The organism is Litchfieldia salsa (genome assembly GCF_900104555.1).
Lineage (GTDB): Bacteria > Bacillota > Bacilli > Bacillales > Bacillaceae_L > Litchfieldia > Litchfieldia salsa.
Genome location: NZ_FNJU01000027.1, coordinates 1 through 15,171 on the forward strand (window position 1 = coordinate 1; position 15,171 = coordinate 15,171).

Consider the following 15,171-nt stretch of genomic DNA (forward strand, 5'->3'; position numbering starts at 1 on the left):
CCACGGAAGATGAGGGTAATCCCGCGAAAGAAGAGAGGAATCCCACGAAGAAGTGGGAACCGGGTTTGAAAAGAGCAATGATGTCCTCCGCCACTCAAAATGGCTAGAGCTAACAACCTAATCCGCCATACTGATGGATGAAGGGAGAGCAATCACATAAAAAAAATAACACAAAATCGTTCGCTTTACAGGTTAGTAAACATTCCTTTTTTCGAACGTTTTTCCATAAAATTGACTAAAACGCCAACTTAATTTTATAAATTTTGATGAATAGATATTATCTATATCGTGATATATCGGTAAAATGATACGTTTTTATGAATAAATATACATTTATAGATATTTAGCCAAATATTATGAATGTTCTAAAAATCTATTTATGTTATGATAATTAAGGTGTTTGATAAACAAGTTATAAAAAAACATAAAAAAAGAGTTATCATGAAATTGTATGCTTGTGCATATTAATTTTGTGACAAGGCTTTTTGGGAGGTGAAGGAATGGAACACTCTTTAACAGGCGCTACTTGGTTTTGGCTATTTGTTCCGATGCTAGCCACAGTCGTTCTATCAATCGTAACGAGCAGACCAGCGAAAAGTAAATCTGAAGGGAGAGGATAAGTAGATGGATGCAGCAGTATTAACCACGTTTATAGTATATTTAATTGGTATGTTAGCAATCGGAGTTGTTGCTTACAAACTAACTAGTAATCTTTCAGACTATGTATTAGGTGGAAGGCGTTTAGGGCCAGGAGTAGCAGCATTGAGTGCTGGTGCCTCAGATATGAGTAGTTGGCTATTATTAGGTCTACCTGGTGCAGTTTATATTAGTGGAGGTATGAATCAAATATGGATCGCTGTTGGTCTAACAGTTGGGGCATATTTAAACTGGCAATTTGTTGCAGGTCGATTAAGATCTTATACCGAGGTTGCCAACGATTCAATTACCATTCCGGATTTCTTTGAAAATCGTTTTAAAGATACATCAAAATCACTACGTGTGATTTCAGCATTAGTTATTTTACTATTCTTCACTTTCTATACTTCATCAGGTATGGTTGGTGGCGCAAAGCTATTTGAAGCTTCATTTGGTCTTTCGTATAATCAAGCATTATGGATTGGTGCAATAGTTATTATTTCTTACACGTTCTTAGGTGGATTCTTAGCAGTAAGTTGGACAGATTTTATCCAAGGAATCTTGATGTTCTTAGCATTAGTCATTGTTCCGATTGTTGCAGTAACTGAACTTGGTGGCTGGAGCAATACAGTAAATACTGTTGGTGAATTAGATCCTATGTATCTTGATGCTTTCACTGGCATGACAGGTATTGGTATTATTTCATTATTAGCATGGGGATTAGGATATTTTGGTCAGCCGCATATTCTAACTCGTTTTATGGCATTACGTTCTGTTAAAGATGTACCTAAAGCTAGATTAATAGGTATGGTTTGGATGGTGTTTGGTTTATTTGGTGCAGTATTCACTGGTTTCGCAGGTATTGCATACTTCGCTGATTCACCGCTACCAGATGGAGAACAAGTATTTATTATGTTCACTCAAGTCCTATTTAATCCTTGGGTATCTGGTGTTCTATTAGCAGCTATTTTAGCCGCAATCATGAGCACAATCGATTCTCAGTTACTAGTATCTTCTAGTGCTGTAGCAGAGGATTTCTATAAAGCTATTCTTAAAAAAGATGCTTCTGAAAAAGAACTTGTATGGGTTGGGAGAATTTCAGTAGGTGTAATCGCATTAGTTGCATTATTACTTGCAATGAACCCAGATAGCTCGGTCTTAGACTTAGTAAGTTATGCATGGGCTGGTTTCGGAGCTGCGTTTGGTCCCGTTATCATTTTATCCCTGTTCTGGAAACGTATGAATCGTTGGGGTGCTTTAGCTGGAATGATAACTGGAGCAATCACAGTAGTTGTTTGGAGTAACATTGGTTCAGATTTATATGAAATCGTACCAGGCTTCATTATTGCAACAATCGCATCGTTTATCGTTAGCTTAGTAACTGAAGAACCATCACAAGAAATCTTGGATGAGTTTGAAAAAGCTAGAAGTTAATTGATAAATTTAGAGTTGAATCTAAAAGTGTAGATCACTTTTGGGTTTGGCTCTTTTTTTTTTGCTTAAGAAATCTCACAATATTCGTGAAAAAACCTTTCCTATTCTTGCTTTAAAGCCCTAAACTTTGGTATTATCAGTGTAATGTCAAGGGGCGAATTCCGTGGAGGTGAAATAAATTATGTCTAGAATTTCTATTGATCAAGTAAAGCATGTCGCAAATCTTGCAAGATTAGCAGTAACTGAAGATGAAGCAAAAATGTTTGCAAAGCAATTAGATGATATCATCACGTTTGCTGAGCAGTTAAATGAATTAGATACAGAGAATGTTGCACCAACATCTCATGTACTACCAATGAAAAATGTATTGCGTGAAGATGTTGCAAAGCCTGGATTACCTGTAGAGGAAGTATTGAAAAATGCTCCAGATACAAAGGATGGACACATTAGAGTACCATCAATTATTGAGTAAGGGAGGGGAACCAAAGAATGTCTCTTTTTGATTATAAAATTTCAGAATTACATAGTATGTTACATAAAAAAGAAATTTCAGTTACTGACCTTGTTGATCAATCCTATAAACGAATAAATGAGGTTGAAGATAAGGTAGAAGCATTTTTAACATTAGATGAAGAAAAAGCACGAAGTTATGCAAAACAATTAGATGAAGCAATCGGAACGAAGGATCAGTTCGGTTTGTTATTTGGAATGCCAATTGGAATCAAAGACAATATCGTAACAAAAGGGCTTCGTACTACATGTGCGAGTAAAATCCTTGATAACTTTGATCCTATTTATGATGCGACTGTTGTTCAAAAATTACAACAAGCAGAATCAGTGACAATTGGTAAGCTAAATATGGACGAATTTGCAATGGGGTCTTCAACAGAAAACTCAGGCTTCAAAGTAACGAAGAATCCATGGAATACAAGCTATGTACCAGGTGGTTCGAGCGGTGGTTCAGCAGTTGCAGTAGCTGCGGGGGAAGTTCCATTTTCTCTTGGATCTGATACAGGTGGTTCTGTACGTCAACCTGCTTCATTCTGTGGAGTGGTTGGGTTAAAACCTACATATGGACGAGTGTCTCGTTATGGACTTGTTGCATTTGCATCTTCATTAGATATTATTGGTCCAATCACAAATTCTGTAGAAGACAATGCATACCTACTACAAGCCATTGCCGGAGTAGATCCAATGGATGGAACAAGCGCAAATGTTGAGGTTCCTGATTATCTATCAGCGTTAACTGGTGATGTAAAAGGATTGAAAATAGCGGTCCCTAGCGAATATTTGGGTGAAGGTGTCAGTGAGGAAGTAAAGCAATCTGTGTTAAGTGGACTTAAGGTGTTAGAAGGACAGGGAGCAACTTGGGAAGAGGTATCATTGCCTCATTCTAAATATGCGGTCGCAACTTACTATCTTTTATCATCATCAGAGGCTTCAGCGAACCTGTCTCGCTTTGATGGTGTAAGATACGGCTATCGTACTGATAATGCTTCTAATCTTTTAGAATTGTACAAGCAGTCAAGAAGTGAAGGCTTTGGTGATGAAGTAAAACGCCGTATCATGCTTGGTACGTTTGCATTAAGCTCAGGTTATTATGATGCTTATTATAAAAAAGCTCAAAAGGTTCGTACATTAATTAAGAAGGATTTCGAAGATGTGTTTGAAAAGTACGATGTGATTATCGGACCTACAACACCAACACCAGCTTTTAAGGTTGGTGAAAAAATCTCAGATCCACTTACAATGTATGCGAATGATATTTTGACGATTCCGATGAACTTAGCAGGTGTACCTGCCATTTCTGTTCCATGTGGCCTTTCAACTGAAGGACTTCCACTAGGATTACAGATTATTGGTAAGCATTTTGATGAAAGCACTATTTATCGTGTTGCACATACATTTGAGCAAGCAACAGAATTCCATAAAGAAAAACCACAATTGTAAGGGGTGATAAAATGAACTTTGAAACTGTCATAGGACTTGAGGTCCATGTTGAGCTTAAAACGAAATCGAAAATTTTCTCAAGCAGTCCAAACGCGTTTGGAGCAGAGCCGAACACGAATACTTCGGTCATTGATTTAGGTTATCCAGGAGTACTTCCTGTGTTAAACAAACAAGCAGTAGACTATGCAATGCGTGCTGCAATGGCATTAAATTGTGAAGTGGCAACTGAAACAAAGTTTGACCGTAAGAACTACTTTTATCCGGATAATCCGAAAGCCTACCAAATTTCTCAATTTGATAAGCCAATAGGCGAAAATGGCTGGATTGATATTGAGGTAAATGGTGAAACGAAACGTATTGGAATCACTCGTCTACATCTTGAAGAAGATGCAGGAAAGCTAACACATACTGGTGATGGCTATTCATTATGTGATTACAACCGTCAAGGAACACCATTAGTTGAAATCGTTTCTGAGCCAGATATTCGTACACCTGAAGAAGCGTATGCTTATCTTGAAAAGTTAAAATCAATCATTCTTTACACAGGGGTTTCTGATGTAAAAATGGAAGAAGGCTCATTACGTTGTGATGCAAACATTTCATTACGTCCAGTAGGACAAGAAGAGTTTGGTACGAAAACAGAGCTTAAGAACTTAAACTCATTTGCGTTTGTGCAAAAGGGATTAGAATATGAAGAGAAACGTCAAGCTGAAGTTCTAAATGCGGGTGGAGTAATTGATCAGGAAACACGCCGTTATGATGAAGCAACAAAGACAACTCTTCTTATGCGTGTTAAAGAGGGCTCTGATGATTATCGTTATTTCCCAGAACCAGACCTTGTTGAGCTGTATATTGATGATGAGTGGAAAGCTCGTGTCCGTGCGGAAATTCCTGAATTACCAGATGCTCGTAAAAAGCGCTATGTTGAAGACTTAGGTCTTCCTGCATATGATGCTTCAGTCTTAACGATGTCTAAGGAAATGGCAGACTTCTTTGAAGCAGCAGTAGCAGCAGATGCAGATGCGAAGCAAGCGTCAAACTGGATCATGGGAGATGTATCAGCTTATTTGAATTCTGAATCTAAGAATTTAAAGGATGTCGCTCTAACAGCAGAAGGCTTAGCTGGAATGATTAAGCTGATTGCTGATGGAACTATTTCTACTAAAATTGCGAAGACCGTATTCAAAGAGCTTATCGAAAACGGTGGAGATGCTGAAACGATTGTTAAGGAAAAGGGACTTGTACAGATTTCAGATGAAGGTGCATTAACTGAAATTATTGGCAAAATCATTGATGCAAATCCTCAATCAGTTGAAGATTTCAAAGGTGGTAAAGGCAAAGCAATTGGCTTCCTAGTTGGACAAGTTATGAAGGAAACAAAAGGCCAAGCCAACCCACAGCTTGTGAACAAAATTTTAGCAGAAGAATTAAATAAGAGATAACAAAATCAATGCCTAGGAGCGTAATGTTCCTAGGTTTTTTTGTGAGTAAAGTCATTTACTGCTTTGAATATAGGAATGAGAAACTTTCCATTCGCTCCAAGCCACTCCCGGGATACCGCGGGCGGCGCCGTGAGCCTCCTCGTCGCCTATCAGCTCCTGTGGGGTCTCACTCTGCCCCGTGCATCCCGCAGGAGTTGAGTGGCTTTCCGCTCATTCCAAGTACTAAGTAACCAACACTTATCATGTTCCCAAGTACTCATTTTGTTCGCATGGGAGTCTACCAATTTTTATACTTACCATCTAAAATAGGAATTGATTTAAATATTTTTTTATAAATAGTGTAGGGTTTAATCAATTAAATCCGTTTATTTTATAGATAGAGAGAAAGGGGGTGGGTGTGATAGGGGATGAGAAGCTGATTGAGAAGGCGGTTAAAGGCAATGATCAAGCCTTCCGACTTCTGATTGAAAAGTACCGGAACTATTTATTTAAGGTCGTTTATTCGGTTGTGCGGAATGAGAAGGATGCCGAGGATGTGACCCAAGAAGCCTTTATTAAAATCTATTACGCTCTCCCTAAGTATCAAAATCAGGGCTTCAAAACATGGATGACTAGAATCGCGATGAATACGGCGATCGATTTAAAACGAAAGCATGCACGACAAAAGGAAAGTGTGGTCGAACATGAGACTCTCTCTGTGTTATCTGAGTCAGAGGAAAATGTTGTTGTGCCATTGCTCAGAAAAGAACAGCAAGAGGTTGTTCGTTCAAGAATCAATGAGTTACCCGATAATTACCGTGGAGTGATTAAAGATTATTACATTACGGAAAAAAATTATAAACAAATTGCCCAAGAACAACAGGTTGCCGTGAAGACAGTCGAAGTCAAGCTACATCGAGCAAGGAAATGGATGAAGAAACATTGGAAGGAGGATGATTTTTGATGAACCATTACAACTATGAAGACTGGACCCGATATATTAATGACGAGTTAGCAGAAGATCAACGAGAAAAGGTAGAAGATCATCTGTACTCCTGTGACCAATGCCTTGAAATTTACATGTCATTTGTGGATCAGTCTGAACAATTACCAAAGCTTACGAGTGAATTTACAGATGACGTCATGAGACAACTTAGCCTAGGTAAACAACCGGCAACAAGGAAAAAGACATTTGCTCAAGCTACACTCTTTCATTATGGAATTGCAGCAACGATTACATTTGGCTTAATGTCATCTGGTTTCTTTCAAAATATAACTGGCTTTGCTTCAACAGTTGAGGCTTCTTCTAATACGAAAACAGAAGCTACTGTGACTGATGGATTAATGGATAAAGCCATTTCTATAATTGATTTATTTCAGCCTAAACAACAAAAGGAAGGTGAATAACATGAAGAAAAATCCAATGACTGCGTTTCTGCTCTCATTTATTCCTGGAGCAGGACATATCTATATGGGCCGTAGAAGAGGTTACTTTTATTTTGGTCTATCCATCGTTTCTTTTATCGTATTCATTTTTGCAGCAGCCGTTGCTTATGGGGCGGAAGAATTTATTGTAGTCGCTTTTGCAAGTGTGTTTTTCATTGGCTTGATTAACATGTTTGATATGACTCTGTATTTAATAAAGGGAAATTATAAAAAGAGTCATGTATTGGAACAGAATGTGGTTTTACAGAATGCAGAACAACAAAATGAAGCAACTCAAATTAATGATTCCACCAATGATAGTGAACGTTTTAACACAATCCTATTATCCTTTATCCCTGGCCTAGGACATTTTCACTTAGGGTTAATGAACAGAGGGCTAACTTTCTTAATTGGATTCTTTGGACTTGGTGTCATGATTGTCTTTATCACAGCGATGACAGGTCAGGGTGGGTTCATGACGTTTCTAGGTATTCTGCCAATTATTTGGATTTACAATATGTTTGATTCGATTCAGCAACTGACGAAGAAGCAAAATGGAGAAGAGTTAGTAGACCGAACTGTTTTAGAGGATTTTGAAGATACAAGACGTGAGCAGGGAAAAAAGAGCAAAGCTCTAGCAACGATTTTATCAGTTTTCCCTGGAGCAGGGCATATGTATTTAGGTTTACAAAAACGTGGTCTACAGTTAATGGCTGCTTTCCTATTCGGGATCTATATTCTTGATATTTTAAGATTATCATTATTCTTGTTCTTAATACCGTTAATCTGGTTTTATAGCTTTTTTGATGCCTTACAAAAGGTATCCAAGCATGGTGAAGAAGAGATCGAGGATATTCCACTTGTCTCTTATTTTATAAATCATCAGCGTTGGTTTGGGATTGGCTTACTAGGATTAGGATTATATTATATGTTCGATAATGTATTAGTTGATGCTTTAGGGCCATTTATAAACATGACTTTTGGCGTGGATCTTTCTTATTGGTACTACAATTACTTTCAAACGATTGTCATATGTACATTACTTATTGGCGGGGGATTGAAGCTTATATTCGGAAGTAAGAGTCGGAAGGAGGAAGTGCGATGAGGAACTGGCGTGTAGGAACGGTGTCTATGGGGTTATCGCTTATTTTATTAGGAGTGATTCTACCAATCTCACAAATGAAAGGATCTCAGGCGTTTGAGCCACTACTATTGTGGTGGCCGGCGATTCTAGTTGTACTTGGAATCGAGATTCTTCTCTTCCTCTTTGTTTCAAAGCAGGAAAATCCAGTGATCAAGTATGATTTCTTGAGTATTCTGTTTGTAGGTGTGCTAGGAACAGTAGGAATAACACTAACTGTGTTAACTTCGACTGGTTTACTCGAGCAGGTTCAAACGGTGGTAGGTTCAGAGGAAGTGACTTTTGATTTACCAGAACTGACTGAGGCATTATCTGATGATATTAAGCGAGTGATTATAGAAACAGGCAATCAACCTGTAACAGTTGAAGGGACTACAGATAAAGCTCTTCATGTATTTGGAACCTATCGAACTGCCCTTCATCAGGATGATGAGCCTCCGATTACAAGTGTGGAAGAATATACGTTAATGAAGACGGTTGGGAATACGTTATATATTTATATGAAAGATCCAAAGATGAAAACAGGGCCTTTCAGCAGTTACACGAATGTTACTCCGACTATTGTCGTGCCTGAGAATTTACGACTGGAGGTTCGAGGTCAGAATAATGAGATTGATTTACATGCTTCTTCAATCGGAAATCATTGGTTAGTGGATGGAGCAGGGGAAGTTGATGTTCATGTGAATGAAAACACTGATATGAAGCTGTCAGCAACGGTTCGTCAGGAACTAGTAAACTCTAATAAAGTATGGGATCAAGTAGAAGAAATCAAAGATGAAGTAAACCAATACACACAAGAATACAAAGGTTTGCTAACGCTAGGAACTGGGACTTATCACCTTTCTATTACGAATAGTGACTGGGTAGAACTTCACATTCCAGAAAATATGAAATAATATAAACCATTTTACTATACATTGCTTAATTAAAACGAATAAGCTATCATATGATAGTGACGAAAGAATTACATATTTTTAACAATAATTAGGATGATGTGTAATGAAAAGAGCGAGAATTATTTATAACCCGACATCGGGTAGAGAGTTATTTAAGAAGCATTTACCTGAGGTTCTTGTGCGTCTTGAGAATGCAGGCTATGAGACCTCTTGTCACGCGACAACACGAGCAGGTGATGCGATTCAGGCAGCAAGAACAGCTGTCGAACGTAAATTTGATCTTGTGGTTGCTGCTGGTGGAGATGGAACCATTAATGAAGTGGTCAATGGAATTGCTGAACAACCATATCGACCAAAGCTTGGAATTATTCCTGTAGGAACAACTAATGACTTTGCTCGAGCGATTGGTGTACCTAGGTCTTCCATTGAAGCTGCATGTGATGTCATCACTGATGGGATTTCCCAACCTATTGATATTGGTAGAGTGAATGACCATTACTTTATTAATATTGCGGGTGGCGGACGTTTAACTGAGTTAACATATGAGGTACCAAGTAAGCTTAAGACTGTTATTGGACAACTTGCTTATTACTTAAAAGGAATTGAAATGCTTCCTTCGATAAAACCTGCTCATGTCGAAATTGAGTATGATGGGAAACTATTCGAGGGTGAAATCATGCTATTCCTCGTCTCACTCACCAATTCGGTTGGAGGATTTGAGAAGTTAGCACCAGATTCTTCTTTAAATGACGGCTTATTTGATCTAATCATTTTAAAGAAGGCAAATCTAGCTGACTTTATTAAAATCGCATCCCTTGCTGTTCGTGGAGAACATATTCATGATCCACATATAATCTACACGAAAGCAAATCGAATCAAGGTGAAAAACGAAGATAAAATGCAATTGAACCTTGATGGCGAATACGGTGGATTAATGCCAGGTGAATTCGTGAATTTGTATAAACATATTGAAGTGTTTATGTCGAAGGAAAAGGCAGAGAAGATGTCGGGTGAAACAAGTAGATAAATTTCTGCTTGTTCTTTGTCTTCTCCGGAAGTGAATCGTGTTTTAGTCTGAACTTGGTTTTAATGACCAGGTTTTTTCTTTGTGTTTGGGTGTGAAGGGGCGTTGAGGAATGTGCATAAGTTCACTTTTTTGTGCAAATATCGTAGATTTTGTGCATATATCGAAAAAGTCGTGCATATAATGGTTTATTTCGTGCATAAATCGAAAATCTCGTGCATATTAGCATTTGGTCGAAACTTAGAGTGGATTAATGATGCTCCGAATAGCGGGTATCAACTAGTGAAGCAGTTGGCTAACCAATAAGCAACTATGATACAATCAGTTTTAGTCAACTTGAACGCAAAGGAAGAAGTATACCTATGGAAAAATTAATCGTACCGATAGAAAAAAACGAATATTATGATGTCACGTTTGAGGACCTGACACATGATGGTGCAGGAGTCGCGAAAGTCGAAGGTTTCCCAATCTTTGTGCCCAATGGTCTCATAGATGAAAAAGCTAAAATCAAAATTACGAAGGTGAAAAAAGGCTATGCCTTTGGACGCTTAGTTGAATTATATGAAGAAAGTCCATTTAGAGTGGATGCACCATGTCCAATTTACAAGCAATGTGGGGGCTGCCAACTCCAACATCTAAGCTATGAAGGACAGCTTGTCGCAAAACAAAAGCAAGTACAAGAAGTGCTCACGCGCATTGGTCATTTAAAAGACATTCCAGTTCACCCTGTTCTTGGGATGGACAACCCTTGGCGCTATCGTAATAAAGCTCAAGTACCGGTTGCGGATCGTGAAGGAGCTCTTGTTGCAGGATTCTATCAACAACGCAGCCACGAAATCATTGATATGGAAGCCTGCCTCATTCAACAGGAAAAGAATGACGAAGTTGTCCAAAAGGTAAAAGCAGTTTGTGAAAAATACGGCGTTCGTGCCTATGATGAGAAAAAACACAAAGGAACAATTCGTCATATTATGGCTCGGTATGGAGTTGTAACGGGTGAAATCATGGTGGTTCTAATTACAAGAACTAGTGAATTGCCATATAAAAACGAAATCATCAAAGAGATCACTACTCTAATTCCTGATGTGAAATCTGTTGTTCAAAATATTAATCCAAAGCGTACAAATGTTATCTTCGGAGATGAGACGAACGTGCTTTGGGGAGAAGAATATATCTACGATTCCATTGGGGATATTAAATTTGCCATCTCAGCTCGTTCATTTTACCAAGTCAATCCAGAACAGACAAAAGTATTGTACGATAAAGCATTAGAATATGCTGGGCTAACTGGAGAAGAATCTGTGATTGATGCTTATTGTGGAATAGGAACGATTTCGTTGTTCCTAGCTCAAAAAGCAAAGAAGGTATTTGGTGTTGAAATTGTCCCTGAAGCGATTGAAGATGCAAAGCGAAATGCTGAATTGAACGGGATTGAGAATGCGGAGTTTGCAGTAGGAGAAGCAGAAGTAGTTATTCCTCAGTGGAAGAAGGAAGGGAATACTGCGGATGTGATTGTTGTCGATCCACCTCGTAAAGGCTGTGATGATGCCCTATTGCAAACGATTATTGAAATGAAGCCAAAGCGGGTTGTGTATGTTTCTTGTAATCCAGCGACATTGGCGAGGGATTTGCGTGTGCTAGAAGATGGCGGATTTAAGACAGTGGAAGTGCAGCCGGTGGATATGTTTCCACATACGACGCATTGTGAGGCAGTTGCTAGAATTGAATTGAAAAATGAGTAATAATTGCTATTGTTATTAGGCCTTCGTATTTCAACATCCAAATTGAATTCCACTAAGGTAGTAAAATGGGCATTTTCGTTGACAGTTTTTCCAATTTGATATAAGTTAGAATTAACTTAATATTCGATAGATGTTTATTACTACTTCTTAAATGGTTTTGGGCTTTAGCATTCTTTTAATATTTTTATATATGATAGGATGAAAAAGCTTCTAAATAAAAGAAGGGAAAAGTAACGTAAATCGGTATATTTCATAATTTTGAGTGTTAGATTAGATATATACCTATTTTTTACGGAGATATAAACATAAATTTATTTTGATGTTAAAAAAGGTAGTTCTTCAAAAAACTCGTTGAAGGTTAGTTGAAGTAAAACCGACATTTTCAAACTTCAATGATTTTAAAATCACCATTGAAGTTTGAAGTTGTCGGTTTTTTTATTGTATAAATCCAATTTATTCGTATTATCTCTAAAACCTTACTTGGTAATCACAAGTCATTTTGGTTGGAAGGGGGAATTCAATGCACCCATATATGGGGAAAAAAGCTGTTCTATCTACAATGCATGGTAAACAGCAGGCAATTGTCCAACCTTTTAAAAATTTCTTAAATGTTTCTATACAAGTCCCTAATAAGATCAATACAGACGTTTTAGGAACTTTTTCTGGAGAGATAGAGCGAGAGCTTACTCCCATAGAAACTCTCCGAAAAAAAGCAAGAATGGGAATGGAGGAACTTGGTCTTCCTCTAGGAATAGCTAGTGAAGGGAGTTTTGGACCGCACCGTTATCTTCCTTGGGTAGCAGAAGATCATGAGATTCTTTTATGGATTGATGAAGAGCAAGGGATAGAGGTTATCGAGCATGAGGTAAGCGTTGAGACCAATTTTGATACCAAAATAATATCTTCATTTAATGATTTTAATGATTTCTTAGATAAGGTACATTTCCCTTCACATGCATTAGTTGTTAGACCAAATTCAGGTATAATTCCAGGTTTTACTTTTAAGGGACTAAAGAGAGCTTTTGAAGTAAAGGAAGCCATTGCCATTTGTTCTTCTGCATCTGCAGATGGCTTAGTTCATGTCGAAACAGATATGCGAGCTCATATGAATCCGACCCGTATGAAGGTAATCAATAAGTTAGCGGAAAAATTAGCTGTTCGATTGCTAAAATTATGTCCAGATTGTTCTTGTCCAGGGTGGGGAGTAATAGATGTGGTTCGTGGGTTACCTTGCGAAGCTTGTGGACTTAAGACAAAACAGATTGCTCAAGAAGTTTATGGATGTCCTAGTTGCAATTTTAAAAAGGAAGAACCTCGTCAAGATGGCGTTAAAACATCATCTCCTACTTATTGTGATTGGTGTAATCCTTAATATTTTAAAAATCCAGGTAGTTTAATCTGGACATTCAGTAAGAAATGTTCAAGTGCTTAAAAAATATGAACTCATAAAAAATGTTAGGAGATTGAGTAATGAATAATAAAAAATCAAAAATGCCAAGTTCTGTTTTTAATGATGTAAATCGTGCTCCTAATCGTGCAATGATACGAGCAATGGGATTTAAAGATGATGATTTTAATAAACCTTTTGTGGGTATTGCAAGTACATGGAGTGAGGTCACCCCATGTAATATGCATATTGATGAATTAGCTAGAAAAGCAAAAAAAGGTGCTTTAGATGCAGGAGGAACTCCTTTTATTTTTAATACGATTACAGTTTCAGATGGTATTTCAATGGGGACGCAAGGGATGCGTTATTCCTTACCTAGCCGTGAAGTAATTGCGGATTCAATAGAGACCGTAATAGGAGCCCAGAATTACGATGGTTTAGTAGCAATCGGTGGATGCGATAAGAATATGCCAGGATGTATGATCGCAATAGGGCGTTTAAATCTACCTGCCGTTTTTGTATATGGAGGCACCATCCGACCTGGGAATGTAGATGGGAAGGACATTGATATTGTTTCCGCCTTTGAAGCAGTAGGAAAGTACAATAACGGAGATATAGATCGTGAAGAACTCCATAAAATTGAATGTCATGCGTGTCCTGGAGCAGGTTCGTGTGGGGGCATGTACACAGCAAATACAATGGCATCGGCAATCGAGGCGATGGGGATGAGTCTTCCTGGGAGTTCGTCTAACCCTGCAGAGACAGAAGAGAAATTGGAAGATTGTGATAAAGCTGGAAAAGCTCTGATGAATTTAATAGATAAAGGTATTACTCCTAAAGATATTTTAACGAAAAAAGCGTTTGAAAATGCTATTACGGTTGTTATGGCTCTTGGTGGTTCCACAAATGCAGTCCTGCATTTATTAGCAATTGCACATACAGTAAATGTTGATTTGGACTTAGATGATTTTGAACGTATCCGTAAAAAAGTGCCACATATCGCAGATCTTAAACCGAGTGGTCGTTTTGTAATGGAGGATTTATTTCAAATTGGTGGAATTCCTGCCGTAATGAAGTTGCTTCTTGATAAAGGCTTACTCCATGGAGATTGTTTAACAGTAACTGGGAAAACGATTGAGGAGAATTTATCAGAAGTTCAACCATTAAAAGAAGGGCAAGATATTATCTCGTTTGAAAACCCGAAACGTAAGACAGGCCCATTAGTGATTTTAAAGGGGAACCTAGCTCCTGAAGGTGCATTAGCAAAAATGTCTGGGTTAAAAATTAAAAAAATAACTGGACCTGCTCGTGTTTTTGATTCAGAGACAGATGCAACAAATGCTGTTTTAAATAATGATATCAAGTCAGGGGATGTTATTGTAATCCGATACGTCGGACCAAAGGGTGGACCTGGAATGGCGGAGATGCTATCAATTACAGCGATTGTAGTAGGTAAAGGCCTTGGAGAAAAAGTTGGCTTAGTTACAGATGGTCGCTTTTCTGGAGGTACACATGGATTAGTAGTTGGACATATCTCCCCTGAAGCTCAAGTTGGTGGTCCAATTGCATTAATCCAAGAAGGTGACATGATTACAATCGATAGTGAAACACAGGAGCTTGCTGTTGATGTTTCTCCAGAAGAGTTTAATGAAAGATTAAGGGATTGGTGTCCTCCAGAACAAAACTTAAGGGGGATTTTAGCTAAGTATGCTCGGTCAGTTTCATCTGCTTCGAAAGGAGCAATAACCGATTAATAGTGAGGGTATAAGGAAAAGTCTATAGTTAGAGATAGGATATTCTTTAGGTCAGGGGCAATAATGCCCCTGTATCTTTCTTTACCCATAATTTGTTAGTTGAAAAAGGTTGTTAAAAGGTGATAGGATACTAAATGTTGTTGATACGACCCCTTATCATCTTTTTTTGAAATTCATCTTCGCGGAAGTTGACAAAAGAGAAGTGGCGTGGTACAATAATTTGAGTTGGTTGATCCAACGAAAATAATCATATGTCGAGAAAAAACATATTGACATATGAAGATGAAATTGATAAGATGTTAAAGTTGTTTTGAAAGCTCTTTGAAAACTGAACACAATAAACAAACGTCAACGTTTTAAA

General features: G+C 38.0%; 12 protein-coding genes. All 12 read left to right on the forward strand.

Annotation, left to right across the window (positions count from 1 at the left end):
- The first annotated feature begins 624 nt into the window (after nucleotides 1–624).
- The 12 genes from putP to ilvD all read left to right on the forward strand — a co-directional run bounded on the left by putP (nucleotide 625) and on the right by ilvD (nucleotide 14,810).
- Complete coding sequence (putP, locus tag BLQ56_RS22870; RefSeq protein WP_090859929.1) at nucleotides 625–2,070, forward strand: sodium/proline symporter PutP; 1,446 nt, start codon at nucleotides 625–627, stop codon at nucleotides 2,068–2,070.
- A gap of 181 nt (nucleotides 2,071–2,251) precedes the next feature.
- Nucleotides 2,252–2,542, forward strand: coding sequence for an Asp-tRNA(Asn)/Glu-tRNA(Gln) amidotransferase subunit GatC (gene gatC / locus BLQ56_RS22875; RefSeq protein ID WP_090859931.1), 291 nt, complete (start codon nucleotides 2,252–2,254; stop codon nucleotides 2,540–2,542).
- 17 nt (nucleotides 2,543–2,559) lie between these two features.
- Complete coding sequence (gene gatA / locus BLQ56_RS22880; RefSeq protein WP_090859934.1) at nucleotides 2,560–4,020, forward strand: Asp-tRNA(Asn)/Glu-tRNA(Gln) amidotransferase subunit GatA; 1,461 nt, start codon at nucleotides 2,560–2,562, stop codon at nucleotides 4,018–4,020.
- An 11-nt stretch (nucleotides 4,021–4,031) separates the two neighbouring features.
- Nucleotides 4,032–5,462, forward strand: a complete 1,431-nt coding sequence (gatB, locus tag BLQ56_RS22885) for an Asp-tRNA(Asn)/Glu-tRNA(Gln) amidotransferase subunit GatB (protein ID WP_090859936.1) — start codon at nucleotides 4,032–4,034, stop codon at nucleotides 5,460–5,462.
- A 397-nt stretch (nucleotides 5,463–5,859) separates the two neighbouring features.
- Nucleotides 5,860–6,405 (forward strand): RNA polymerase sigma factor, encoded by a 546-nt coding sequence (locus BLQ56_RS22890; protein ID WP_338011867.1) that lies wholly within the window; start codon nucleotides 5,860–5,862, stop codon nucleotides 6,403–6,405.
- On the forward strand, nucleotides 6,402–6,848 hold the full coding sequence (locus BLQ56_RS22895) for an anti-sigma factor family protein (RefSeq protein WP_139163146.1): 447 nt from the start codon (nucleotides 6,402–6,404) through the stop codon (nucleotides 6,846–6,848). The genes BLQ56_RS22890 and BLQ56_RS22895 overlap by 4 nt, the downstream gene beginning before the upstream one ends.
- Nucleotide 6,849: 1 nt before the next feature.
- Nucleotides 6,850–7,971 carry a hypothetical protein gene (locus BLQ56_RS22900; protein WP_090859940.1) on the forward strand — a complete coding sequence of 374 codons (1,122 nt, stop codon included), beginning with the start codon at nucleotides 6,850–6,852 and terminating at the stop codon, nucleotides 7,969–7,971.
- A complete protein-coding gene (locus tag BLQ56_RS22905; protein WP_090859942.1) occupies nucleotides 7,968–8,903 on the forward strand; it encodes a hypothetical protein in 936 nt (311 codons plus the stop codon). Before BLQ56_RS22900 ends, BLQ56_RS22905 begins: the two co-directional genes overlap by 4 nt.
- 103 nt (nucleotides 8,904–9,006) lie before the next feature.
- The gene (locus tag BLQ56_RS22910) at nucleotides 9,007–9,930 is read left to right on the forward strand and encodes a diacylglycerol kinase (protein ID WP_090859944.1); all 924 of its coding nucleotides are present in this window, start codon (nucleotides 9,007–9,009) and stop codon (nucleotides 9,928–9,930) included.
- Between the two features lie 359 nt (nucleotides 9,931–10,289).
- Nucleotides 10,290–11,669 (forward strand): 23S rRNA (uracil(1939)-C(5))-methyltransferase RlmD, encoded by a 1,380-nt coding sequence (rlmD, locus tag BLQ56_RS22915; protein ID WP_090859946.1) that lies wholly within the window; start codon nucleotides 10,290–10,292, stop codon nucleotides 11,667–11,669.
- A gap of 520 nt (nucleotides 11,670–12,189) precedes the next feature.
- Nucleotides 12,190–13,041: a DUF6671 family protein gene (locus BLQ56_RS22920; RefSeq protein WP_090859948.1), complete on the forward strand. Its 852-nt coding sequence runs from the start codon at nucleotides 12,190–12,192 to the stop codon at nucleotides 13,039–13,041.
- A gap of 98 nt (nucleotides 13,042–13,139) precedes the next feature.
- Complete coding sequence (gene ilvD, locus BLQ56_RS22925; RefSeq protein ID WP_090859950.1) at nucleotides 13,140–14,810, forward strand: dihydroxy-acid dehydratase; 1,671 nt, start codon at nucleotides 13,140–13,142, stop codon at nucleotides 14,808–14,810.
- Nucleotides 14,811–15,171: the final 361 nt, after the last annotated feature.